The 23,612-nt window shown below is 66.4% G+C and carries 21 protein-coding genes; 12 read left to right on the plus strand and 9 right to left on the minus strand.

The genetic code is table 11. The annotated features are described in order from the left end of the window. Positions 1-1,139: M13-type metalloendopeptidase (locus KEG57_RS27755; RefSeq protein ID WP_272458924.1), on the plus strand; the 1,139-nt coding region annotated here is incomplete at its 5' end. Positions 1,140-1,306: 167 nt separating this feature from the next. Here KEG57_RS27755 and KEG57_RS56125 read toward each other — a convergent pair. Next, positions 1,307-1,585, minus strand: a complete 279-nt coding sequence (locus KEG57_RS56125) for a transposase domain-containing protein (RefSeq protein WP_372518262.1) — start codon at positions 1,583-1,585, stop codon at positions 1,307-1,309. A gap of 184 nt (positions 1,586-1,769) precedes the next feature. On the opposite strand from KEG57_RS56125, the gene KEG57_RS27765 reads away from it, so the two are divergent. Together KEG57_RS27765 and KEG57_RS27770 are read left to right on the plus strand one after the other, a co-directional pair. Beyond that, on the plus strand, positions 1,770-2,288 hold the full coding sequence (locus KEG57_RS27765) for a hypothetical protein (RefSeq protein ID WP_272458925.1): 519 nt from the start codon (positions 1,770-1,772) through the stop codon (positions 2,286-2,288). A gap of 293 nt (positions 2,289-2,581) precedes the next feature. Then, the gene (locus tag KEG57_RS27770) at positions 2,582-4,327 is read left to right on the plus strand and encodes an adenosine deaminase (protein WP_272458926.1); all 1,746 of its coding nucleotides are present in this window, start codon (positions 2,582-2,584) and stop codon (positions 4,325-4,327) included. 394 nt (positions 4,328-4,721) lie between these two features. Here the strand turns inward: KEG57_RS27770 and KEG57_RS27775 are convergent, their stop codons facing one another. The 3 genes from KEG57_RS27775 to KEG57_RS27785 all read right to left on the minus strand — a co-directional run bounded on the left by KEG57_RS27775 (position 4,722) and on the right by KEG57_RS27785 (position 7,140). Next, a complete protein-coding gene (locus KEG57_RS27775) occupies positions 4,722-5,264 on the minus strand; it encodes a hypothetical protein (RefSeq protein WP_272458927.1) in 543 nt (180 codons plus the stop codon). A gap of 213 nt (positions 5,265-5,477) precedes the next feature. Then, a complete protein-coding gene (locus KEG57_RS27780) occupies positions 5,478-5,906 on the minus strand; it encodes a hypothetical protein (RefSeq protein ID WP_272458928.1) in 429 nt (142 codons plus the stop codon). Between the two features lie 97 nt (positions 5,907-6,003). Further along, positions 6,004-7,140, minus strand: a complete 1,137-nt coding sequence (locus KEG57_RS27785) for an IS630 family transposase (protein ID WP_272458929.1) — start codon at positions 7,138-7,140, stop codon at positions 6,004-6,006. A gap of 52 nt (positions 7,141-7,192) precedes the next feature. On the opposite strand from KEG57_RS27785, the gene KEG57_RS27790 reads away from it, so the two are divergent. Further along, positions 7,193-7,438, plus strand: coding sequence for a LexA family protein (locus KEG57_RS27790; protein ID WP_272458930.1), 246 nt, complete (start codon positions 7,193-7,195; stop codon positions 7,436-7,438). Positions 7,439-7,824: 386 nt separating this feature from the next. On the opposite strand, the gene KEG57_RS27795 is transcribed toward KEG57_RS27790, so the two are convergent. Beyond that, on the minus strand, positions 7,825-8,220 hold the full coding sequence (locus tag KEG57_RS27795; protein WP_272422914.1) for a VOC family protein: 396 nt from the start codon (positions 8,218-8,220) through the stop codon (positions 7,825-7,827). Positions 8,221-8,662: 442 nt separating this feature from the next. Here KEG57_RS27795 and KEG57_RS27800 point away from each other — a divergent pair, with 442 nt between their 5' ends. Continuing rightward, on the plus strand, positions 8,663-10,357 hold the full coding sequence (locus KEG57_RS27800) for an AIPR family protein (RefSeq protein WP_272458931.1): 1,695 nt from the start codon (positions 8,663-8,665) through the stop codon (positions 10,355-10,357). A gap of 453 nt (positions 10,358-10,810) precedes the next feature. Beyond that, entirely contained in the window at positions 10,811-11,302 is a 492-nt protein-coding gene (locus tag KEG57_RS27805) for a hypothetical protein (protein WP_272458932.1), read from the plus strand. Between the two features lie 339 nt (positions 11,303-11,641). On the opposite strand, the gene accC is transcribed toward KEG57_RS27805, so the two are convergent. Then, positions 11,642-13,147 carry an acetyl-CoA carboxylase biotin carboxylase subunit gene (gene accC, locus KEG57_RS27810; RefSeq protein WP_272458933.1) on the minus strand — a complete coding sequence of 502 codons (1,506 nt, stop codon included), beginning with the start codon at positions 13,145-13,147 and terminating at the stop codon, positions 11,642-11,644. A 133-nt stretch (positions 13,148-13,280) separates the two neighbouring features. Here accC and xseA point away from each other — a divergent pair, with 133 nt between their 5' ends. The 3 genes from xseA to KEG57_RS27825 are packed head-to-tail and all read left to right on the plus strand — an operon-like array spanning position 13,281 to position 17,672. Further along, positions 13,281-14,747: an exodeoxyribonuclease VII large subunit gene (gene xseA / locus KEG57_RS27815; RefSeq protein ID WP_272458934.1), complete on the plus strand. Its 1,467-nt coding sequence runs from the start codon at positions 13,281-13,283 to the stop codon at positions 14,745-14,747. After that, a complete protein-coding gene (locus KEG57_RS27820; RefSeq protein ID WP_272458935.1) occupies positions 14,737-15,672 on the plus strand; it encodes a shikimate dehydrogenase family protein in 936 nt (311 codons plus the stop codon). The genes xseA and KEG57_RS27820 overlap by 11 nt, the downstream gene beginning before the upstream one ends. After that, the gene (locus KEG57_RS27825; protein WP_272458936.1) at positions 15,669-17,672 is read left to right on the plus strand and encodes an amylo-alpha-1,6-glucosidase; all 2,004 of its coding nucleotides are present in this window, start codon (positions 15,669-15,671) and stop codon (positions 17,670-17,672) included. Before KEG57_RS27820 ends, KEG57_RS27825 begins: the two co-directional genes overlap by 4 nt. Here the strand turns inward: KEG57_RS27825 and KEG57_RS27830 are convergent. Next, positions 17,626-18,552 (minus strand): glycosyltransferase family 2 protein, encoded by a 927-nt coding sequence (locus tag KEG57_RS27830; protein WP_272458937.1) that lies wholly within the window; start codon positions 18,550-18,552, stop codon positions 17,626-17,628. The two genes, KEG57_RS27825 and KEG57_RS27830, sit on opposite strands and share 47 nt — an antisense overlap. Before the next feature lie 8 nt (positions 18,553-18,560). Continuing rightward, positions 18,561-19,277 (minus strand): class I SAM-dependent methyltransferase, encoded by a 717-nt coding sequence (locus KEG57_RS27835; RefSeq protein WP_272458938.1) that lies wholly within the window; start codon positions 19,275-19,277, stop codon positions 18,561-18,563. On the opposite strand from KEG57_RS27835, the gene KEG57_RS55745 reads away from it, so the two are divergent. Then, entirely contained in the window at positions 19,249-20,301 is a 1,053-nt protein-coding gene (locus KEG57_RS55745) for a M13-type metalloendopeptidase (RefSeq protein WP_272458960.1), read from the plus strand. The two genes, KEG57_RS27835 and KEG57_RS55745, sit on opposite strands and share 29 nt — an antisense overlap. A 167-nt stretch (positions 20,302-20,468) precedes the next feature. Here KEG57_RS55745 and KEG57_RS56130 read toward each other — a convergent pair whose 3' ends face one another. Continuing rightward, positions 20,469-20,747, minus strand: a complete 279-nt coding sequence (locus KEG57_RS56130) for a transposase domain-containing protein (protein ID WP_372518262.1) — start codon at positions 20,745-20,747, stop codon at positions 20,469-20,471. 184 nt (positions 20,748-20,931) lie between these two features. Here KEG57_RS56130 and KEG57_RS27850 point away from each other — a divergent pair, with 184 nt between their 5' ends. Both KEG57_RS27850 and KEG57_RS27855 read left to right on the plus strand, forming a co-directional pair. Beyond that, a complete protein-coding gene (locus KEG57_RS27850; RefSeq protein WP_272458925.1) occupies positions 20,932-21,450 on the plus strand; it encodes a hypothetical protein in 519 nt (172 codons plus the stop codon). Positions 21,451-21,743: 293 nt separating this feature from the next. Continuing rightward, positions 21,744-23,489 (plus strand): adenosine deaminase, encoded by a 1,746-nt coding sequence (locus KEG57_RS27855; RefSeq protein WP_272458926.1) that lies wholly within the window; start codon positions 21,744-21,746, stop codon positions 23,487-23,489. The last annotated feature ends 123 nt before the right edge of the window (positions 23,490-23,612 follow it).

Here is a 23,612-nt window from a genome sequence, read left to right on the forward strand (position 1 = left end):
TCGCGTCGACCAAGCCGGCGGCGTGGCAGGCCTACCTCGAGTGGCATGTTCTGAACGCCACCGCCGACGCGCTACCAAAGAGGTTCGACGACGAAAAGTTCACCATGTGGCGGTTTTTGAGCGGCCAGCAGAAGCAGCGAGACCGCTGGAGGCGCTGCGTGACCGCCACCGACGCCGCGCTCGGCGAGTCGCTCGGCCGGTTCTTCGTCGCCCGCCACTTCGCCGGCGAGAGCCGCGATGTCGTCCGGCAGATGATCGTCGCCATCAGCGAGGCCTTCGGCGAGCGCCTCGGCGAGCTCGACTGGATGGACGAAAAAACCAAAGAGCGCGCCCGCGAAAAGCGCCAGCAGGTAGCCTACCTCATCGGCTACCCGAGTTCGTGGCGTGTCTATGATTTCTCGCTCGACAAGAAGGTGTACGCGGCCAACGTGCTCGCCGGCCGGGCCTTCGAGGTGAAGCGCCAACTTACCAAGGTGGGCAAGCCCGTCGACCGCGAAGAATGGCAAATGAGCCCGCCCACGGTGAACGCCTACTACGACCCGCTCCTCAACCAGATGGCCTTCCCGGCAGGCATCTTGCAGCCGCCCTTTTTCTCGGCCCGCTCTGGCCTGGCCGTCAACATGGGCGCGACTGGCGAGACCATCGGCCACGAGCTCATCCACGGCTTCGACGACGAGGGCTCGCAGTACGACGCCAAGGGCAACCTCGCGTCGTGGTGGGAGCCTGAGACGCGCAGGCGCTTCGAGGCCAGGACGCAATGCGTCGTCGACCAGTATTCGGCCTACGAGCCCCTGCCCGGCGTGAAGATCAACGGCAAGCTGACCCTCGGCGAGAACATCGCCGACATCGGCGGCCTCAAGCTCGCCTTTCGCGCGTATCGCGCCCTGCGAAAGGGCGCAGAAGAGCGCCTTGTGGCCGACGGGTTCGACGAAGACCAACAGTTTTTTCTGTCGTTCAGCCAGTCTCAGTGCACGAAGTGGCGTGAAGAGCGGGCGCGCACGCTCTTGCAGACCGACACGCATTCGCTGCAAAAATTTCGGGTAAACGGGTCTGTCACGAACATGCCAGAGTTCGCCCGCGCCTTCTCGTGCGCCGAGGGCAAGGCCCTGAACCCCAAGCAGCGCTGCGACGTCTGGTGAGTTGCACTCGAGCGTGAGCGGGCGCGGTGATCGATGGCCGCGATCGCCACCGTGTGGAGAGACTGTGCCGGTACCTGGCCCGGCCGCCGACACAGGAACGGCTCGTCGAGATCGCCGGCAGGAAGCTGCATCATGACAAGCGACCGATGGCGCGCTCGCAGCTCGAGTCAGCCGTCGCGCGGAGAGCCGCCCGGCTTCCAGACGTTGGGGAGCAGCTCATCCAGCCGGTTTTTCGGCCAGCCCGATTGCAGCTTCCCGATGACATCGGTCAAGTAAGCGAGAGGATTGACACTATTCGTGGATATCCTTGAACCACCCGTACAGCTCATTGACCAGCGGCATGCTCCGCGCACCCCTTCCGCGGCCCCAAACTCCTCCGCCGTCTTCCCGCTGCGCTTCCACCGCGCCACGAGCGCGAACCACTCTGCTGCCTTCCTTCGTGCCATCTGTCCCTCCAGCGAATCGAGGCCAGGATGCAGCTCGACGGGAGGAGCGCGAAGATGTACTTGGTCGGGCGCTTACGCTGCGCCTCGACCGCGTACAGCCCGCGAATCAGCCGGGGGCGAGTACGGGCCGCACCGTTTCGTCGAACGAAACGAGGGCCACGGTTTTTGCTAGGATGCCCGGCCTATGAATATCGCCCGCTTCCTTTGTTCATCCCTGTGCTTGCTCGCCGCCGCGTGTGGCGGTGTGGTCGTGGAGCCCGCCCCGGAGGCGCAGCCCAAGGCCGTCCAGCTCTTCGTGCCGGACGGGGACGGCTGCGCCACGCAGCCACCGCTGGACACGGCCGCCGACGTGATCACGCCGGGCGACACCGGGGACGAGATCGCCGTGACGGACATCTACTTCACGGCGGAATGCACCGGTGCAGGAGGGCAGTACATGCTCGCGCGCGAGATCGATGGCTTCCGGTACTTCTGGCTCGGCGGGCACGGTTGCCAGCTCGGCGAGGGGCTCGCGTCGGCGACGGGCCTCGTCTTCGGGGTGGTCCGATATCGCTTTACGGCGGGCATCTCCGAGATCCCGCCCGACCTGTGCGTGGCTTGGCCGGGTGAGCCCGAGGGGTTGCAGACGGATGCGCGCATCTCGGCGGTCGCGCTGTTCGAGCAACTGGAAGAGGCGAAGCAGTTCGCGGCGTCGTTGAAATGACCCCACAGCATTGTATCGTCCGAACGAGCCCCGTTGCCCGATGCGCCCGTTTCGTTTGACGGAGCGCGAGATTGGCATCGCGGAACCCCCGAGTGTCGCGCGGACGTCTTCACCCTGACAGCAGCTTGCGCCGGAGTAGTCCGCGTCGCTCCTGCGCCGTCACCTGAAATTTTGCAATACAGATCCGATGACGCTATACGCCGCGGCCCGTGCCGGACGTCTTCCTGCGCGGCCACATCGACGTCCATCGCCCGGCGGAGACGCGGGCGATTTTAATCTTGGAGAATTGCACCATGCAACGTAGCCTCATTTTGTCCGCGCTCTGCGCGCTGCTCATCAGCACGACCGGCTGTGACGGTGACGATGGCGGCAGCGGCGGCAGCGGCGGCAGCGGCGGCAGCGGCGCTGAAGGCGGCGCAGGCGGCGCGGGCGGGGAGGGCGGCGCAGGTGGCGCAGGCGGCGCAGGCGGCGCAGGCGGCGCAGGTGGCGCAGGCGGTGGAATGGGCGGCAGCGGCGGAATGGGTGAGTCGCTCGAGGAGAAGGTCGCCGCGCAGCTCGAGGCCGTTCGCAACGATCACGCGGCCCTCGTGGAGCTCTTGCGAAAAATGCCGAAGGGCGCCGATTTGCATAGCCACACCTCGGGTGCCGTGACACCCGAGAGCATGATCGAGTGGGGAGCGGCTGACGGGGCCTGCTTCAACACGAGCACGGGTTTTGCCTCCGCCGGGCCTTGCATGGGGGACGCCGTGCCCATGTCGAATGCGCTCAATGACCAGGCCCTCTACGACAGTATGCTGATGGCTTGGTCCATGGAGGGCTTCATGGGCACCCTGCTCCAGGGCCACCAGCACTTCTTCGACGCGTTCGGCAAGTTCGGTGCCGTCCTCAACGAATCCCGCGGCGACGATATGCTCGCGCAGGTCCGCTCGACGGCGGGGCACAACAACCAGGTATACATCGAGCTGATGCAGGGCTTCGGTTCGGGCACCGTCGGCACCATCGCCGAGTCCAAGGTCATGCCGGGCGACGGGTGGGATGAGCCCTACCTCTTGCAGAAGCGAACCGAGATCATCGCGGACCCCGGCTTCCAGACAGCCATCAACAGCGCAAAGGCGAGCATCGCGAATGCGCTCTCCGGCTCCGACGTGCTGCTCAACTGTGGCACGGCCATGGCCGATCCCGGCTGCAACGTCGACGTGCGTTTCATGGTCGCCGGGACCCGCACCCGGACGCGCGCCTACGTCTTCGGCCAGTGGGTTTTCGCATTCGAGCTCGCGCAAGTCGTCCCCGAGCTCGTGGGCGTCAACCTCGTCTCGCCGGAGGAGAATGCGAACTCCCTCCTCTATTACAACGACGAGATGCTCGCCGTGAACGTCCTCCGCACCTTCAACGATCAGGATCCGAGCCGGAAGACGGTCCACGTCGGTCTGCACGCGGGCGAGCTCATTCCCGAGGTCCTGCCCATGACGCAGGCAGGTCAGGCGGAGCTCACGTATCACATTCGCAGTGCCGTGGACATCGCGGGGGCGGAGCGAATCGGCCACGGGGTCGACGTGCTCGGCGAGACGTCCGGCGAGGGCGCCGATCAGCTCCTCGCGACCATGGCCCAGAAGGGGGTCATGGTCGAGATCTGTTTGACGTCGAATGACACGCTGCTCGGCGTCGCGGGCGACAAGCACCCACTCGGCGCATACATTGCGAAGAACGTGCCCGTGGCGCCGTCGACCGACGACCAAGGCATCCTTCGAATCGAGATCACAGACGAATACGTGCGCGCCGTGGAGGAGCACAGCCTCGGCTACATTGCACTCAAGAAGCTCGCACGGACGAGTCTCGAGCACGCGTTCATCGAGGGCAAGAGCCTCTGGAAGACGCGCGACGACTTCACCACGCGTGTCGAAGAATGCGCGACCGACGTCCCGGGAATGACGCCCTCCGCCGCATGCGAGGCCTTCCTCGAGGCGAACAGCAAGGCACGAATCCAGTGGCAGCACGAGAGCAACACGGCGGCATTCGAGCAGTCCATCGCGCAGCCGTGACGCCAGTGCGCGCCCTGTCTTCGCTTATCGACAGGGAGGCGCTTCGCTGGGGCTTTGCCCCAGGCCCCACCCGGGGCTGTCCGCCCCGGGACCCGGACCAGCGCAAGCGCTGGACTCGGGGTCGATGAACTGCGCGATGCGCAGTTCATCGAACAGGCCAGGTCAAGACAAACGACGACCCTGCCCACCAAGACCGCGGCGCTGGCGGTTCACCTGGCGACGTCACCAGCGTGAAACGAGCCTTCGTGGTCTTGCCACCGGCCTGTGGGAAGAACCGCGCATCGCGCAGTTCTTCCCCGCTCGGTCCAGGGCTTGCCCTGGTTCGGGTCGAGGGGCGAACAGCCCCCGCGGGGCCCGGGGCAGCGCCCCGGCGCGACGCCTGTGGAATACCCTCTCAGAGGCATTCGACGATGCTACCCGAGCACGTCTTGCCGCCCTGCGAGCATCCCTTCGCGATCAGGCACGGGCAGAGCCCGTCGTTGCAATCGAACGGGAGACCGACGCAACCGACCTCGGACTCGACCGACGAGCTTTTTACGCAGAACTCATCCGACTTGCAGGCCGCGCAGACATCGCCCGAGCCTCCCGATCCGCTGCTCGCGCTCGAGCTTCCGCTGCTCGCGCTCGAGCTTCCGCTGCTCGCGCTCGACGAGCCCCCCGATCCGCTGCTCCCGCAGCCGTCGATGGCTGCGCATGAGCTCGCGTTCACGACGCACGCCTTGGCCTCGTCCGACAGCATCGAGCAGCCATCGCTGCAATTCGGGGGCACCTGCCCGCACTGCTTTCCGATGGCCGCGCAGACGTCGGCGCACGACGGGGTGCCTGACGAGGTCCCACCGCCGCCGTCCGAGCCCGACCCCTCGTTCGAGTCCCCGCTACACGCACCGAGTAGAAACGTAAGGAACAAGCAACCAAGAACCGCACCACGAATGTTCATGCGGCGTCCTGCTAGCCCAGATACGAAGCAAAAGCACTGCCTCGAATCGTACAGTGTCCGACACGCGGTCGTGACTTTCGCCCGCCAAAGGCAGCGCCGGGCGAGCCATTCGGGGGCTGAGGCGCGTACGATTCGGAGCCGCGGGTCCTCCGGCGGCGTGCTCTCCTTGCCGCCTTTCGCTCTGCACACCTCTGCGCCTTGATTGGCGCGAGGTTACTGCGTCTGCGTATTCTGCACGATCGTGCATTCATTCGCACCGCAGTTCAGCAGTGCGTAGCTGGCGCGACGCCCGCATCCCGTTGCGCCGAACGTGTCCTGGCCGAGCCGCGTCAACTCGATCGTATCGTTGCACTGGAGATCGAAGCCGGCTTGGCGCCGCAGCCCGCGCGAGACGACGACGTGCGTCTCGCCGACACACAACCCGTTCGGATTGCACTGGGCCACGTACCGGACGATCTCGCCGCAGCCACTTGCATAGATGAGAGCGGTTTCACCCATGCGCTCGTAGGTCAGCTTCTCTCGAGGGCATGATAGCTCGCTCGCCGGGTGATCCTGCACGTAGGCCAGCGGCCCCGCGCCACAGGCAGAGAGGACGAGCGCGAACAGGGGCAGCGTGGGCAGCAAGCGTTTCGACTTAAACATTGGAACTCTCTAGCGGATTCCACGCGGCGTCGTCAACGGCGCCTTCACCAACCACGAAGGTGCTAACTAGTACCTCGACACAGAGGTCTTGACTGTTTCACGCAGCGACAGGCAGCGCGGGATGCGCTGGCTGTGGGTATGCGTGCCCCATCTTCTTGCGAGCGTGCTGGACACTGAACATCCAGCGGATTCGGACTTTTGCAGCGTTTCGCGTCGTCTGCCACGCAGCTATCTCGCGCTTGAGCGTGGCGAGATCGCCGATGCGTCGCGCGAGGCACTGCTGTTTGAGCACGCCTATCTCGATCTCCACCATGTTCAGCCAGCTCGCGTGTTTGGGTACGTAGTGCATTTCGATCCTGCGCAGGATTCGACGGGCCTCGTCGGGTGGAAACGCTTGGTAGAGGGCGGAAGCGCTGTGGATGGATAGGTTGTCGAGCACAAGGCGAATGCGTCGTGCGTTGGGGTAGTGCACGTCCACCAGCTCCCGCATGCATTCGGCGAAGTCGATACAACTGCGATGCTCCGTGGTCTTGACGTGTCGCCAGGGGTTATGGGCGTCGACGAAGACAAATAGGTTGGCTGTACCGTTGCGCCGGTACTCATAGTCGATGCGCGCAGGAGTTCCGGGTTGGGCTGGGATCGGAATGCGGGTTTCCCCGATCAACTGCACCGGCGACTCGTCAAAGCTGACGACCGGGGTGTCGGGGCTGGGGTTTTCCGCGTACAGATCGAGCACATCCTCCATTCGTGCAATGAATTCGGCGTCGACCTTCGGGATGCACCACATCTTCTTCTGCCAAGGCTTGATTTCGTTCTCGGCCAGCCTACGCCGTACGGTCTCGCTTGAAAGAGATGAGTGATTTGTCAAGCGCACCATCTCTCCGGCGAGCAGGTCGAGCGTCCACCGTGCACGGCCCTCTGGAGGAGCCGAGCAAGCTGTCGCTATCAATAGCGCTTCCTCCTTGCCTGACAGCTTGCGGGTCCCACCGGGCCTCGGCTCATCGTTGAGCGCTCGCGAAAGCCCTCCTTCAACGAATCGCTGCTTGGTCCGGTAGACCGTCGATGTGCCGACTGCCACGCTCGCGGCGATCTCGCCGTCGCGGGCTCCCGCATCCGCAGCCAATAGGATTTGCGCGCGCTTGACCTTGCGCACCTGCGTGCTACCACCGCTGATAAAATGGCGCAGCTCTGCGCGCTCCTCTTCCGTCAGTTCCACGATCCAGCGCACGTTCATCGGATGCCTCCAAAGAAGCATCCGATCAAACTATCAATGGTTTGTCGAGTCCATGCGACCACAATTCACGGAAAAACAGGGCCAGTACCTCGCCTTCATTCACGCCTACCTCATGCTACATCGCAGAGCGCCGGCGGAGGCCGACATGCAGACCTATTTCCAAACCACGCCGCCCACCGTGCACCGCATGGTTGTCGAACTGGAGCGCAAAGGGCTGATCCGCCGCCAACCCGGACAGCCTCGTAGCATCGAGCTCCTCGTGGACCCCGAGGCGCTTCCCGTCCTTCGGCAACCCTGAAACGAATCGATCAGGATCCCTGTGTCGAGGTACTAGAAGCGATCGACGAAATAGCACGTGCAGCCGCGCAGCCGTCGCGCTCGCTCGCGAGCGTCGTGCAGGCCGCCTTCAAGATCGCGCGCCAAGGAGCCATCGAAGCGGCCGCTCGACGCGCCGCTCGGCGGCCTCGCGTTTCGTGCGATGGGAACTCGGGGACGCTTGGACAACCCTGGTGGGCGATCCCGCTCGTGCGGGTGCGTCCTCCGGCACCGCTGGTACGTCGTGGAGACGCGGGAGCGGAGGCTCGGGCAATGGATCGTCGTGGAGCGCTCACTCAGGGCGGTAGGCGAGATGATATGCCAGGAGACGAGCGCCCCGAGAGGATCCGCGTTTACGCGCGCCCGGGGCTATCCGTTCGGCACATCGGCAGGATCGACCTGCCGGCGCCGCATGCAGCCGACCTCGATCGCAATCGAGCCCGGCCCTCTGCAATAGAACATCACCCCGCGGTTATTCTGGATCACGTCCGTGATGGGACCGATCCCATCGGCGACGAGGCGCGCGTGATGCCGGCGCACCTCGTCCTCGTCGTCGATGTGGAAGCCGATGTGGAACTCCTCGGGGTAGGACGCCTGCGCGTCCTGCGTTCGCTGGAGGACCAACGTGAACCCGTGGCGGTCCGAGAGGATCGCGATCGCGGGGGACTTGCGGTTGCTGCAAAGCTCGAGGTCGAAGTAGCGCTCGAAGAACTCGACAGCGGCGCGAACGTCGGGAACCTGCAGGTCCAGGTGATTGAGTTTCATGAGAGCCTCCACGTTGGACGCACACGTGCGTCATCGTGCCGTGGGTCTCACTCCGTGCTGGAGGGACAAGGGCTCCCGACCTGGGAGTGACCGGGGCTCACCGAACCGGTCCGCCGTTTTTCGACAGGACGAAGCGTACCATGCCCGCCACGTGGATGCAAAGCGCGCGCGTGGCTTGTGCGGCTCGTGGGCGTCCCTGGACGAGGACACGGCGCTCATCCGGGATGCGGCTGCGCTCACGGCGCTTTCTCGCCGGCGAGGGAGGGTGGAGGCGGCGGCGGAGGAGTGAGGTGGGCAAGGGCCCGCGTGCTAAGGATTTCGAGCGGACACGGGGGCGGTATTTCCGGCTACGTTGCTTGGCTTCCACGGCGAGCTTGACACCGGGTCAGCTTGCCTACTAGCCTACGGCAAGTACTGGATTGCATCGTGTAAGGAAAGCCTCATGGACAAAATTCTCGAAGCGTACGTCGCTGACTTTGCCGAGGACTTCAACCTGGCCACGAGCACCCCGCCGCTGCTGTTTGAGCATTTCGTAAACTACTGCGCGATTGCGCCTGAACTGATGGACCCGCTCGATTTGGCGGATATTCACGTCGCCGGGGGTGGGGATACTGCTATCGATGGTGTCGCCATTATAGTGAATGATCGTCTCATCACTTCGCCTGAGCAACTCGACGATGTCGCTCGCCTTCGCGGGCGCTTGGAAGTGAGCTTCGTATTCACACAGGCAAAGATGGGAACGAAATTTAACGCTGCCGAGATTGGTAGCTTTCTATTCGGCGTAAAGGAGTTCTTTAACCCGTCGAGCGCACTACCGTCGAATAAGGCGATCTCACAACGACGGGGACTGGCTGATAAACTGTTTGCGAAAAGTATTAACTTTCGCCGTAACCCCGAGCTGCGCTTGTTTTATGCTACAACTGGCGAATGGCTTGGTGATGCGACCGTTCAAGCTCGTGTCGATGCCGAATTGGCCCAGCTTCGCTCTTTGCACCTGTTCTCCAGTGTTGAGTTTAAGCCTCTTGACGCCACGGGCATAAAGGCGAAGTACAAGAACCAGAAGCGCAGACTGGTCCAGGAGATTGAATTTGAGCGCCATGCTATAATCCCGCGCCTCGAAGGCGTGGCGGTGGCGTATATTGGTATTCTTTCTGCGCAAGAATACCTGAAGCTAATCACGGCGCCTGATAATCGCCTCAATAAGGCTGTGTTCTACGAGAATATTCGGGATTTTCAGGGGGATACGCCCGTGAACACCGAGATTCAGAGCACTCTCTTGAATGCCGAGTCGCAGTCTCTCCTTCCTATCCTGAACAATGGTGTCACGATCGTGGCGCGCAGTATCGAGCCAACCGGTACACGGTTTCGCCTCACGGACTACCAAGTGGTCAATGGTTGTCAAACGAGTCACGCTCTGTTTTTTGCGCAGGATGAACTCAAAACGGCCGTGCATATTCCGGTTAAGCTTATTGCGACCGAAGATCCCGATATTACCGCAAGGATTATTCGCGCCACTAACCGACAGACTGAGATTAAGCCGGAGGCATTTATTGCACTGTCGCCGTTTCATAAGCAGCTCGAAGACCTGTATGAGGCAATGTCGCGTGGCGGTGTGCATCCCCTTTTCTATGAGCGGCGCTCACGGCAATACGACGGCACTTCGGTTCGCCCTCATCAGGTTGTAACGGTCGCAGCGCAAGTGGCCAGCTTCACAGCCGTATTTCTAGAGGAGCCGCATTCATGTCACCGCTATTATGGCGAGGTCATCGCGGCCTACCGAGACCGGTTGTTCAGGGAAGACCATAGCGTGCTTCCGTACTTCCTAAGTTCGTTCATTCTGTACCGGCTTGAAGGCCTTTTCCGAAACAACGTTGTGCCCGCCTACCTCCGTCCGCTTAAATATCATATTGCCATGATGACGCGCATTGGTGCGGGTGGTGGCTCCCTTCCGCCCCTCGCTAGCAAGAAAATGGATGATTACTGCGGGGTGGTGTTGAACAAATTGTCGGACAACCGGATCTCGGCGAGCACTATCGAGGCTGCCTGCGACAAGGTCAAACAACAGCTTATGCGAGCCGGGGACGAAGCTGAATCGCCAAGAGTGCGATCGTTCACGCAGGCGTTGTTGCGCGGTTGACAGGAAATGGCAGAAGCCCGTTGACCCTGCCGCCTCGCACGTGGCCCCACCCGCCTCTCGCCCTCGTGACGTCATGTCCTGACGCGGCGTCCTCACCTTCCGAACCGCACGCATCCGTCCCACCCCGCCGATGGTGCTGTCGGTGTTCGGCTACACTCGCGTCACTCACCCCATATTCGCCCGTCCGTCGCCCCAACGACCCCGCCTCACCTCCCCCTCGCCCCCGACCCCCGCCGCCCCAACCTTCTCCGCTCCCGCCCCACGCCCTCGTGTCTCCAGAGACTCGGCCTCTCCCCGTCCACCCCTCGTCCCCATCCCCCCGCGTATACGTCCCCGTCGCCTTCTTGCTCGGCCTCCATTCTTGAAGACACGGCCTCGTCCAATACGCGTGCTGCAATCATGCAGCCCGACTGTACAGCCTTATACCCCCCGCTTTCGGGGAGGAGTCTTCCCATGTCCGATCCCAAGCATCCCAAGCCGAATGATCAGGTCATCGACGTCTCGGACCTTGCTCTCGTCGACATCACGCCCGACCACATCAGCCGTTTGAGCAAGCTGCGCGAGGGGTATGACGTTGCCGTCAAGACCATCGTGACCGCCTCGCCTGTCGCTCTCCAGCGCGCCGGCATCCATCCGGGTGAGGTCGCGGCGCTCGCTGCGAATTGGGTCGATGTCGAGCGCATCGACGAGGTCGTGCCTGCCGTCGAGAAGCTCCTCGAGCTCCTCCATGAGACGCGCCTCATGCGGGGCCATGAGATTGCGATGCGGCTCGGCGAGATGGCGCAACAGATCCGCCGCCGTGCCGATCGTTCTCCCGACGGCGCTGAGATCCTCGCCCCCTTCGAGGACCTGCTCGCCTACCAGTCGGGCCCCGCGCTCAAAGCCGTCGCGACCAAGGAGAAGGCGCGCGCCAACGAGGACACGCCGAGCACGCCGACCGGCTGATCCTCACCCACAACCCCTCTCCACTCCGGCGTCGCGCCGGGGCGCTGCCCCGGACCCCGCGGGGGCTGTTCGCCCCTCGACCCGAACCAGGGCAAGCCCTGGACCATTTGGGGAAGAACTGCGCGATGCGCAGTTCTTCCCACAGGCCGGTGGCAAGACCAGGCACGGCGTTGCCCATCGAAACGTCAGCGCTGCCGTCTTGGCTGGCAGGGTCGTCTCTGTTCGATGAACTGCGCATCGCGCAGTTCATCGACCCCGAGTCCAGCGCTTGCGCTGGTCCGGGTCCAGGGGTGGACAACCCCTGGTCGGGCCCGGGGTGAAACCCCGGCGCTACGCTGCCTACCGCATCACCCGCGCCCGATGCTGCTCCACCCACGGGGACAGCCGCCCGCGGTCTTCGAGCGCCTGCCCCTCCGTCCTCCGCGACTTCATCTCCGCCCGCGCCGCCGCCACCGCAATCGCTGCGGCTAGCGTTGCCTCGTCCTCCTCGTGCACGTCCGAGTAGCCGAGCAGCGCTTCCTTGTTCTCCTCGATGAAGCCTGTCGTGTAGCGGCCTTCGACGAAGGCCGGATGCGCGAGCAGCTTCTCGTGGAACACGATGTTCGTCTTGATGCCCGTCACCACGTATTCCGACAGCGCGCGACGCATGCGCTGGATTGCCGTCTTCCGGTCCGGCCCCCACACGCTCACCTTCGAGATCAGCGGGTCGTAATGGCTCGGCACCGTTGCGCCTTCGTAAAAGCCGTTGTCGTCGCGCACCCACGGGCCCGCGGGCACGCGTAGCGCTTCGATCTTCCCGGGGCTCGGCAAAAAGCCGATTGGATCCTCGGCGTAGATGCGGCACTCGATCGATGCGCCTCGACGCACGATGTCCTCTTGCCGCCACGACAGCCGCTCGCCTGCGGCCACACGCACCATCTCGGAGACGAGGTCCGTCCCCGTGATCCACTCCGTGATCGGGTGCTCCACCTGCAGACGCGTGTTCATTTCGAGGAAGTAAAAACTTCCGTCTTCGCCGAGCAGGAATTCGAACGTCCCGGCCGAGAAGTAGCCGACCGAGAGCGCACCCTTCACTGCCACCTCGCCCATGCGGCGGATGAGCTCGGGCGTTGCGACCGGGCAGGGGGTCTCTTCGACCACCTTCTGGTGGCGACGCTGGATCGAGCAGTCGCGCTCGAAGAGATGGACCATGTTGCCGTGACGATCCCCGATCACCTGGATCTCCACGTGCCGCGGCCGGAGGATCGCCTTCTCGATGTAGACCGTGGGATCCCCGAATGCGCGCGCGGCCTCGCTTTGCGCGCGCTCGAACGCGCTCGCCATCTCGTCCGCGTTGTGCACGAGGCGCATGCCCTTGCCGCCGCCGCCCATCGCCGCCTTGATCAGCACCGGGTAGCCGACGCGCTCGGCCGTCGCGCGTGCTTCCTCGACTGTGGAGGCGTCGCCGCCGGGCGTGATCGGGACGCCGGCAGCCGCCATCTTCGCGCGCGCGGCGGTCTTTGAGCCCATCGCGGCCATCGCGCGTGACGGGGGGCCGATGAAGGTGATGCCGGCGCGCTCGCAGGCTTCCGCGAACTCGCTCTTTTCCGAGAGGAAGCCGTAGCCGGGATGGATCGCGTCGGCGCCGGATTTGCGCGCGGCGTCGAGCACGCGCTCGATGTCGAGGTAGCTCTCGCGGGCGGGGGCCGGGCCGATGCAGTAGGCCTCGTCGGCGACCCTCACGTGGAGCGATTTGCGGTCGGCTTCGCTGTAGACGGCGACGGCGGCGATGCCCATCTCGTGCAGCGTGCGGATGATGCGGACGGCGATCTCGCCGCGGTTGGCGATGAGGACCTTGCGGATCACGGACGCCACGTAGCACGGCTCGGCGGCGGGCGGGTGGGGGTTCGGGGCTCTGTGCGCCGAAGGCGACCCGGAGCCCCGAGCGTTCAAGGAAACCCTTTCCCTCTGGCCAGTTACGAGCTACCTCTCGCCCGCCGTGCAGCGACGCGAATCGGGCCCTGCGCTCTCTTTTCACGGGGCAGGAGACTCCGACGAGGTGGCGGCCTACCAGCCTCGGGGGAGCTCCATGGAAGGCCGCGCCGCCGCGGAGGAGCCCGAGGTCCTCTCCGTGGCCGCGCTCGATCAGCGGCTTCGTCGTGTCGTCGAGGGCGCCACGCAGGACGTGCGGGTCCTCGGCGAGGTCGGAGGCTTCCGGCCGCACGCGAGCGGGCACGCGTACTTCACGCTCAAGGACGAGCGCGAGGACGCCTGCATCGACTGCGTCATGTACAAGACGGCCTCGCCGCGAGCGCGGAAGCTGCTCGCGGACGGGGCGCGCGTCGTGCTGATCGGGCGCGCGACGGTGTACGTGCCGCGGGGAAAACTCCAGTTCTCCGTGACGGATGTGCGGCCGGCCGGGCGCGGCGCGCTGCTCGAAGCGCTGGAGCGGCTCAAGCAGAAGCTCGCCGGGGAGGGGGTCTTCGCGGCCGAGAGGAAACGCGCGCTGCCCGTGGATCCGGCGGTGATCGGGGTCGTGACGAGCGGCAACGGCGCGGCCATCCACGACATCGTGACCGTGTCGTATCGGCGCGGCGCGCCGCGGATCCTGCTCGCGCGGGCGACGGTGCAAGGGCCGGGGGCCGCGCAGTCGATGGCCCGCGCGCTCGATCAGCTCGCGCGCGTGCCTGAAGTCGAGGTCGTGATCCTCGGGCGCGGCGGCGGATCGGCCGAGGATCTCTCCGCTTTCAACGACGAGGCGCTCGTCCGGAAAGTGGCGAGTTTCCCTGTGCCGGTCGTGAGCGCCGTCGGGCACGAGGTCGACGTGACGCTGACGGATCTCGCGGCGGACGCGCGTGCGGCGACGCCGTCGCAGGCCGCGGAGATGCTCGTCGCGGATCGGATGGAGCGGCGCAAGCAGCTCCGGCACCTGGTCACGCGCATGTGGCGCGCCACGCGGCAGACGATCGAGCGGCGGCGGGTCGTGGTCGACAGGCTCGCGCGGTCGATCGGCTCGCCCGCGGATCTGCTCGCGGAGCGGCAGCAGAAGCTCGACGAGCTGAACATGAAGCTCGAACGCGCGATGGAGCGGGCGACCGCGCGGCGCAAGGAAGAGCTCTCGGAGATCGAGCGGCGGCTCGGGGCGCGGCATCCACGGGCGGTGATCGCCGGGGCGCGTGCGGCGATCGGTCCGCTCGAGGTGCGGCTCGTGGCGGCGGAGCGCCGCAGGGTCGAGCGGCTCCGGACGACGCTCGGGCGGCACGCGGCGCGGCTCGATGCGCTCTCGCCGCTCGGGGTGCTCGCGCGTGGGTACGCCATCGCGACGAACGCGTCGGGGCGCGCGGTGCGGGCCGCGAAGGAGGTCGCCGTGGGCGAGTCCATCACGGTGCGGGTGCACGAGGGCGCGCTGCGCGCCGAGGTCACGGCCGTGCTCGATCCGGGGGAAGGCGAGGGGAATGATGGCTGAGGGAAAGGTCTTCGCCGTCCTCGGGCATCCGGTGGCGCACTCGCTCTCGCCGGTGATTCACACGGTCGCGTACGCGTCGCTCGGCCTGCCGCACGTGTACCGGGCGATCGACGTGCCGACCGCGGGCGAGCTCCTCGCGGTCGTCGACGAGGTGCGGCGGGGCGCGATCGCCGGGGCGAACGTGACCTTGCCGCACAAGCGCGCGGTGCTCGATCTCGCCGACGAGGTCGACACGAGCGCGGCCGAGCCGGGGGCGGCGAACGTGCTTTGCCGCGGCGGCGACGGCCGGCTCCGGGCCTACAACACGGACGCGGATGCCCTCGCGGACGACATCGCCGCGCTCGCGCCCGACGCATCGCGTAAGCGGGCGATGATCATCGGCGCGGGCGGGGCGGGGGTCGCGGCCGTGGCCGCGTGCAAGAAGTTGGGGTTCAAAGTGATCGCGGTGACGTCCCGCTCGTGGGCGCGGTCGGAGAACGTCGAGACGGCGCCGTCGGCCGAGCAGGTGCGGCGGATGGGGGCGTTGCCGCTGCCCTGGCCTTCGCCGGGTGAACCCGCGCCGGACAGTTTTGCCTCGCAGGCGCTTCGGCTCCAGTGGTGGGATCTCGCGCGGGGCGCGTCACTCGTCGTGCAGGCCACGAGCGCGGGCATGCTCGGCAAGGACCCGGGCGAGTCGGTTCGGGATGTCGTTCCCTGGGACGATCTCGGAAGCGACACGTTCGCCTACGACGTCGTGTATACCCCAAGGATGACCCCGTTCCTGCACGCCGCCGCCTCCCGTGGCCTCCGGGCCGAAGGCGGGCTCGGGATGCTCGTCAGGCAGGCCGCCCGATCGATCGTGCTCTGGACCGGGCAAGAGCCTCCGCTCGACGTGATGCGACGCGCGGCCGAGGACACGCTCGATCGCGGAGGGCACACGGTATGAGCGGGCGCGGGGGCGCCTCGGACGAGTCGATCTGGCCGCATGTCGACGTGAGGCACGATCTCGGTCGTGCGCTCTTCCGCGAGTGGGTCGCGGGCAACGGCGCCGGCGCCTACGCGAGCTCTTCCATCGCGTGCATGCACACGCGCCGCTACCACGGCCTGCTCGTCGCCGCGCTCGAGCCGCCGCGCGCGCGGCACGTCGTGCTCTCGCACGTCGACGTCGCGGTGAAGTCACTCGCGCCGCGCGGGATGTGGGATCTCGCGACGCACCAGTTCCCGGGGATCAACCCGGAGCGCGGGCCGTTTTACCTCGACCGCTTCGATCAGGATCCGGTGCCGCGCTGGACCTACTCCGTCGGGGGAGGTGAGCTCGAGGTGCTGCTCGCGCTCGTGCGCGGGGAGAACGCGGCGGTGCTGCGCTACACGTGGCGCGGTCCGCAGCCGGTCGTGATCACGCTGCGGCCGCTGCTCGCGATGCGGCACATGCACGCGCTGATGCGCGAGCACGGAGCGATGGAGCAGCGGGTGGAGCTGCGCGCCGGCGAGATGCGCGTGCGTCCGATGCGCGCGCTGCCGAAGCTCTGCTTCCGCTACGAGGGCACGTTCGTGGGCTCGCCGGACTGGTGGCGGCGCTTCGAGTACCTCATCGAGCGGGATCGAGGGCTCGAGTTCCAGGAGGATCTCTGGACGCCGGGCGTGTTCGAGATCCGCGCGGATGGATCGGGCACGCCGAGCTTCCTCGTCGTCGGCGTGGAGAAGCTGCCCGAGGGCAAACCCGAGGATCTCATCGCGGCCACGACGGCGGCGCTCGAAGCCGAGGATCCGGGGCCCGAGCGGTCCGCGCTCGAGCGCAAGCTCTCGGTCGCGGCGGAGCTCTTCCGCGCAGATCTCGCGCCGGAGCCGGGGATCGTCGCGGGGTATCCGTGGGCCGAGGGCTGGGGGCGCGACAGCTTGATCGCGCTGCCGGGGCTGTACCTGGCGACGGGCAAGATCGAAGAGGCGAAGCGCGTGGCGCGCCGGATCGTGGCGAGCATGGAGGGCGGGCTCGTGCCGAGCCGCAGGGCCGATGAAGACGGCCGCCCCGACACGGCCTCGGCCGACGCGACGCTCTGGCTCTTCGAGGCGGCGCGGTGTTTTGCCGATGTGCTCGGCGCGTCGGATCCGTTCCTGCAGAGCGAGCTCGTGCCGGCGATGACGGCCTCGTTCGAGGCGATCCTGCGCGGCGACGCGCCGAACGGGATCCGCGTGACGACGGATGGTCTGCTCGCGGCGGGCAAACCCGGCGACGCGCCGACGTGGATGAATGCGCGCGCGTTCGGCAGGCCCGTGACGCCGCGCGTGGGCTGCGCGATCGAGCTGTCGGCGCTGTGGGCGCGGGGCTGTCACACGCTCGCGCGGCTCGCGCACGCGGCGGGCGCGGAGTCGCTCGCCGATCGGGCCGACATCGCTTGCCGCAGGGCGCGGGCCGCGTTCCATGCGCGGTTCTGGTGCGAGCAGACGTCGTATCCGTTCGACGTGATCTCCGAGTCGCTGACGGGCGAAGGCGCGTTCCAGGACGCGTCGGTCCGGCCGAACGCGATCCTCGCGCTGGCCATCGATCCGGCCTGCTTCTCGCCGGAGCGGGCGCGCGCGACGATCGCGCGGGCGCGGGCCGAGCTCGTGTCGCCGGCGGGGCTCCGGACGCTCGCGCCTTCGGATGCCGCGTACCACGGGTACTACGGCGGCAACGTCGTCGAGCGGGATGCCGCGTATCACCAGGGGACGGCCTGGCCGTGGCTGCTCGGGTTTTACGCGCGCGCCGTGCGCAGCGTGCTGCCGGCGGAGGATCCGCTCGTGGCCGAGATCCCGGAGCTGATCGCCGCGGCGGCCGATCGCGAGATCGCCGTGGGGCAGGTGCCGGAGCTCGGGAGCGGCAACATGCCGTTCTCGCCGAACGGCGGTCCGGCGCAGGCCTTCAGCGTGGCGGAGCTCCTCCGCGCCCTGAAGAACGTGCTCGGCTGAGCTCGGCGAGGCCCGCCTTCGCGAGGGTCTTCCACGGGCGCGTGTCGAAGCGGAGGCCGAGGTCGATCGCCTTCCGCGCGAGCTCGCGCGCCCTGCGCGGATCCGTGGCGAGGTTCGCCTCGGCCGAGCGCAGGTAGGCGAGGGCGAGGAAGCGGTCGCGCCGCCGCGGATCCGCGAAGAAGCGTGGATGCCGCTGCACCATGATCTCGTGCGTCTCGTGGTAGCGGCGGTCGTAGCTCTTCGAGACCTTCGCGGCGTGGCCGACGCGGTAGCGATAGAGGATCTCGCCGCAGTGGTAGCCACGCCGGCCGGCCTCGGCGGCGCCGATGAGGAAGTCGTAGTCGCCGTTGCCACGCGCGAGCTCGGTCGCGTAACCGCCGAGCTCCACCCAGAGATCCTTGCGGTAAGCGCAGGGGCCGGGCGTGGGTTGTCCCGCGATGAAGTCGTCCCACGTGACCTCGCGACGGTGCTTGTGCACGAACGAGTGGGCGCCGAAGCGCTGGTTGTCGCCGTAGACGAAGGCCGCGTCGGGGTGGCGCTGGAAGGTCTCGAGGACGAGCGCGACGCTGCTCGGCACGAGTTGATCGTCGCCGTCGAGGTAGAAGTGGAACGGCGTCTCGGTCAGCTCGAAGGCTTTGTTGCGCGTCGGGTACGGGCCCATGTTTTCGGGCATCGCGTACTTCACGAGGCGCGGATGCTCGAGCGACGCGAAGATCTCGCGGGTCCGCGCGTGCTCGGTGCCATCCATGACGAGCACGGCGCACCAGCGCGGATCGGTCTGCGCGAGCACGCTGTTCCAGCAGTCGAGCAGCCAGTCGCCCTCGGCGTAGCAGGTGATGCCGATCGTGATGAGCGGCGCGCTGGAAGCGGGGTCCTTCATGCCGTGCCCTAGACGCGCACGTGGGCGAACGTCGCCTCGATGTTGAACCAGCCGATCGCCTGGAGGACCTCGGCGGCGAAGAGCCCGACGCGGGGCAGGGGGACGATGCGCTCGGCGACGTCGCGGCGCAGGTAATCCCGCTTGAAATACCGAGGACGGCGGCCGCCGAGGTAACCTTCGAACTCGGCGTACGTGAGCTTCTTGTAGTTCGGCGTCCCCGGATCCTCGCGGCGAGTCATGAGGTCGTAGAAGAGGAGCGCGCCGCCGGGGCGGAGGAGCGACAAGCAACGCTCCACGATCTTTTGCTTCGTCTCGGCGTTCGTGACCGAGGTGAGCACCGCGAAGAGCATCACGACGTCGAAGGGCCCGCCCACGTCCGTTTCGAGGATGTTTCCCGCGAGGAAACGCACGCCGGCGCATCGCTGCCGCGCCTGCTCGATCCGCTCGGGCACGAGGTCGATGCCCACGAGCTCGGTGGGATCCGCGCCCATCTCCACGAGCCACGCGAGGTTCGAGCCGCCGCCACAGCCGACCTCCAGCACCCGCAGCTTGCGCAGGTCCTCGAAGCTGCCGGCGCCGATCTCCTGCAAGCACTGGCGAATGCGGCGCTGGCGTTGGCGCTGGCACAAGTACGCGTGCGGCAGGATCGGCCACCACGCGTTCTGCGGCAGGAAACGCTCGCGGTAGAAGCGGCGGATCTGTTCCGCTTCGTCGCCTTCGCCCACCCCGCGGGCCTCGTCGAAGCAGCGAGACCGCTGGAGGCGCTGCGTGACCGCCACCGACGCCGCGCTCGGCGAGTCGCTCGGCCGGTTCTTCGTCGCCCGCCACTTCGCCGGCGAGAGCCGCGATGTCGTCCGGCAGATGATCGTCGCCATCAGCGAGGCCTTCGGCGAGCGCCTCGGCGAGCTCGACTGGATGGACGAAAAAACCAAAGAGCGCGCCCGCGAAAAGCGCCAGCAGGTAGCCTACCTCATCGGCTACCCGAGTTCGTGGCGTGTCTATGATTTCTCGCTCGACAAGAAGGTGTACGCGGCCAACGTGCTCGCCGGCCGGGCCTTCGAGGTGAAGCGCCAACTTACCAAGGTGGGCAAGCCCGTCGACCGCGAAGAATGGCAAATGAGCCCGCCCACGGTGAACGCCTACTACGACCCGCTCCTCAACCAGATGGCCTTCCCGGCAGGCATCTTGCAGCCGCCCTTTTTCTCGGCCCGCTCTGGCCTGGCCGTCAACATGGGCGCGACTGGCGAGACCATCGGCCACGAGCTCATCCACGGCTTCGACGACGAGGGCTCGCAGTACGACGCCAAGGGCAACCTCGCGTCGTGGTGGGAGCCTGAGACGCGCAGGCGCTTCGAGGCCAGGACGCAATGCGTCGTCGACCAGTATTCGGCCTACGAGCCCCTGCCCGGCGTGAAGATCAACGGCAAGCTGACCCTCGGCGAGAACATCGCCGACATCGGCGGCCTCAAGCTCGCCTTTCGCGCGTATCGCGCCCTGCGAAAGGGCGCAGAAGAGCGCCTTGTGGCCGACGGGTTCGACGAAGACCAACAGTTTTTTCTGTCGTTCAGCCAGTCTCAGTGCACGAAGTGGCGTGAAGAGCGGGCGCGCACGCTCTTGCAGACCGACACGCATTCGCTGCAAAAATTTCGGGTAAACGGGTCTGTCACGAACATGCCAGAGTTCGCCCGCGCCTTCTCGTGCGCCGAGGGCAAGGCCCTGAACCCCAAGCAGCGCTGCGACGTCTGGTGAGTTGCACTCGAGCGTGAGCGGGCGCGGTGATCGATGGCCGCGATCGCCACCGTGTGGAGAGACTGTGCCGGTACCTGGCCCGGCCGCCGACACAGGAACGGCTCGTCGAGATCGCCGGCAGGAAGCTGCATCATGACAAGCGACCGATGGCGCGCTCGCAGCTCGAGTCAGCCGTCGCGCGGAGAGCCGCCCGGCTTCCAGACGTTGGGGAGCAGCTCATCCAGCCGGTTTTTCGGCCAGCCCGATTGCAGCTTCCCGATGACATCGGTCAAGTAAGCGAGAGGATTGACACTATTCGTGGATATCCTTGAACCACCCGTACAGCTCATTGACCAGCGGCATGCTCCGCGCACCCCTTCCGCGGCCCCAAACTCCTCCGCCGTCTTCCCGCTGCGCTTCCACCGCGCCACGAGCGCGAACCACTCTGCTGCCTTCCTTCGTGCCATCTGTCCCTCCAGCGAATCGAGGCCAGGATGCAGCTCGACGGGAGGAGCGCGAAGATGTACTTGGTCGGGCGCTTACGCTGCGCCTCGACCGCGTACAGCCCGCGAATCAGCCGGGGGCGAGTACGGGCCGCACCGTTTCGTCGAACGAAACGAGGGCCACGGTTTTTGCTAGGATGCCCGGCCTATGAATATCGCCCGCTTCCTTTGTTCATCCCTGTGCTTGCTCGCCGCCGCGTGTGGCGGTGTGGTCGTGGAGCCCGCCCCGGAGGCGCAGCCCAAGGCCGTCCAGCTCTTCGTGCCGGACGGGGACGGCTGCGCCACGCAGCCACCGCTGGACACGGCCGCCGACGTGATCACGCCGGGCGACACCGGGGACGAGATCGCCGTGACGGACATCTACTTCACGGCGGAATGCACCGGTGCAGGAGGGCAGTACATGCTCGCGCGCGAGATCGATGGCTTCCGGTACTTCTGGCTCGGCGGGCACGGTTGCCAGCTCGGCGAGGGGCTCGCGTCGGCGACGGGCCTCGTCTTCGGGGTGGTCCGATATCGCTTTACGGCGGGCATCTCCGAGATCCCGCCCGACCTGTGCGTGGCTTGGCCGGGTGAGCCCGAGGGGTTGCAGACGGATGCGCGCATCTCGGCGGTCGCGCTGTTCGAGCAACTGGAAGAGGCGAAGCAGTTCGCGGCGTCGTTGAAATGACCCCACAGCATTGTATCGTCCGAACGAGCCCCGTTGCCCGATGCGCCCGTTTCGTTTGACGGAGCGCGAGATTGGCATCGCGGAACCCCCGAGTGTCGCGCGGACGTCTTCACCCTGACAGCAGCTTGCGCCGGAGTAGTCCGCGTCGCTCCTGCGCCGTCACCTGAAATTTTGCAATACAGATCCGATGACGCTATACGCCGCGGCCCGTGCCGGACGTCTTCCTGCGCGGCCACATCGACGTCCATCGCCCGGCGGAGACGCGGGCGATTTTAATCTTGGAGAATTGCACCATGCAACGTAGCCTCATTTTGTCCGCGCTCTGCGCGCTGCTCATCAGCACGACCGGCTGTGACGGTGACGATGGCGGCAGCGGCGGCAGCGGCGGCAGCGGCGGCAGCGGCGCTGAAGGCGGCGCAGGCGGCGCGGGCGGGGAGGGCGGCGCAGGTGGCGCAGGCGGCGCAGGCGGCGCAGGCGGCGCAGGTGGCGCAGGCGGTGGAATGGGCGGCAGCGGCGGAATGGGTGAGTCGCTCGAGGAGAAGGTCGCCGCGCAGCTCGAGGCCGTTCGCAACGATCACGCGGCCCTCGTGGAGCTCTTGCGAAAAATGCCGAAGGGCGCCGATTTGCATAGCCACACCTCGGGTGCCGTGACACCCGAGAGCATGATCGAGTGGGGAGCGGCTGACGGGGCCTGCTTCAACACGAGCACGGGTTTTGCCTCCGCCGGGCCTTGCATGGGGGACGCCGTGCCCATGTCGAATGCGCTCAATGACCAGGCCCTCTACGACAGTATGCTGATGGCTTGGTCCATGGAGGGCTTCATGGGCACCCTGCTCCAGGGCCACCAGCACTTCTTCGACGCGTTCGGCAAGTTCGGTGCCGTCCTCAACGAATCCCGCGGCGACGATATGCTCGCGCAGGTCCGCTCGACGGCGGGGCACAACAACCAGGTATACATCGAGCTGATGCAGGGCTTCGGTTCGGGCACCGTCGGCACCATCGCCGAGTCCAAGGTCATGCCGGGCGACGGGTGGGATGAGCCCTACCTCTTGCAGAAGCGAACCGAGATCATCGCGGACCCCGGCTTCCAGACAGCCATCAACAGCGCAAAGGCGAGCATCGCGAATGCGCTCTCCGGCTCCGACGTGCTGCTCAACTGTGGCACGGCCATGGCCGATCCCGGCTGCAACGTCGACGTGCGTTTCATGGTCGCCGGGACCCGCACCCGGACGCGCGCCTACGTCTTCGGCCAGTGGGTTTTCGCATTCGAGCTCGCGCAAGTCGTCCCCGAGCTCGTGGGCGTCAACCTCGTCTCGCCGGAGGAGAATGCGAACTCCCTCCTCTATTACAACGACGAGATGCTCGCCGTGAACGTCCTCCGCACCTTCAACGATCAGGATCCGAGCCGGAAGACGGTCCACGTCGGTCTGCACGCGGGCGAGCTCATTCCCGAGGTCCTGCCCATGACGCAGGCAGGTCAGGCGGAGCTCACGTATCACATTCGCAGTGCCGTGGACATCGCGGGGGCGGAGCGAATCGGCCACGGGGTCGACGTGCTCGGCGAGACGTCCGGCGAGGGCGCCGATCAGCTCCTCGCGACCATGGCCCAGAAGGGGGTCATGGTCGAGATCTGTTTGACGTCGAATGACACGCTGCTCGGCGTCGCGGGCGACAAGCACCCACTCGGCGCATACATTGCGAAGAACGTGCCCGTGGCGCCGTCGACCGACGACCAAGGCATCCTTCGAATCGAGATCACAGACGAATACGTGCGCGCCGTGGAGGAGCACAGCCTCGGCTACATTGCACTCAAGAAGCTCGCACGGACGAGTCTCGAGCACGCGTTCATCGAGGGCAAGAGCCTCTGGAAGACGCGCGACGACTTCACCACGCGTGTCGAAGAATGCGCGACCGACGTCCCGGGAATGACGCCCTCCGCCGCATGCGAGGCCTTCCTCGAGGCGAACAGCAAGGCACGAATCCAGTGGCAGCACGAGAGCAACACGGCGGCATTCGAGCAGTCCATCGCGCAGCCGTGACGCCAGTGCGCGCCCTGTCTTCGCTTATCGACAGGGAGGCGCTTCGCTGGGGCTTTGCCCCAGGCCCCACCCGGGGCTGTCCGCCCCGGGACCCGGACCAGCGCAAGCGCTGGACTCGGGGTC

This window comes from Polyangium jinanense, from assembly GCF_028435365.1.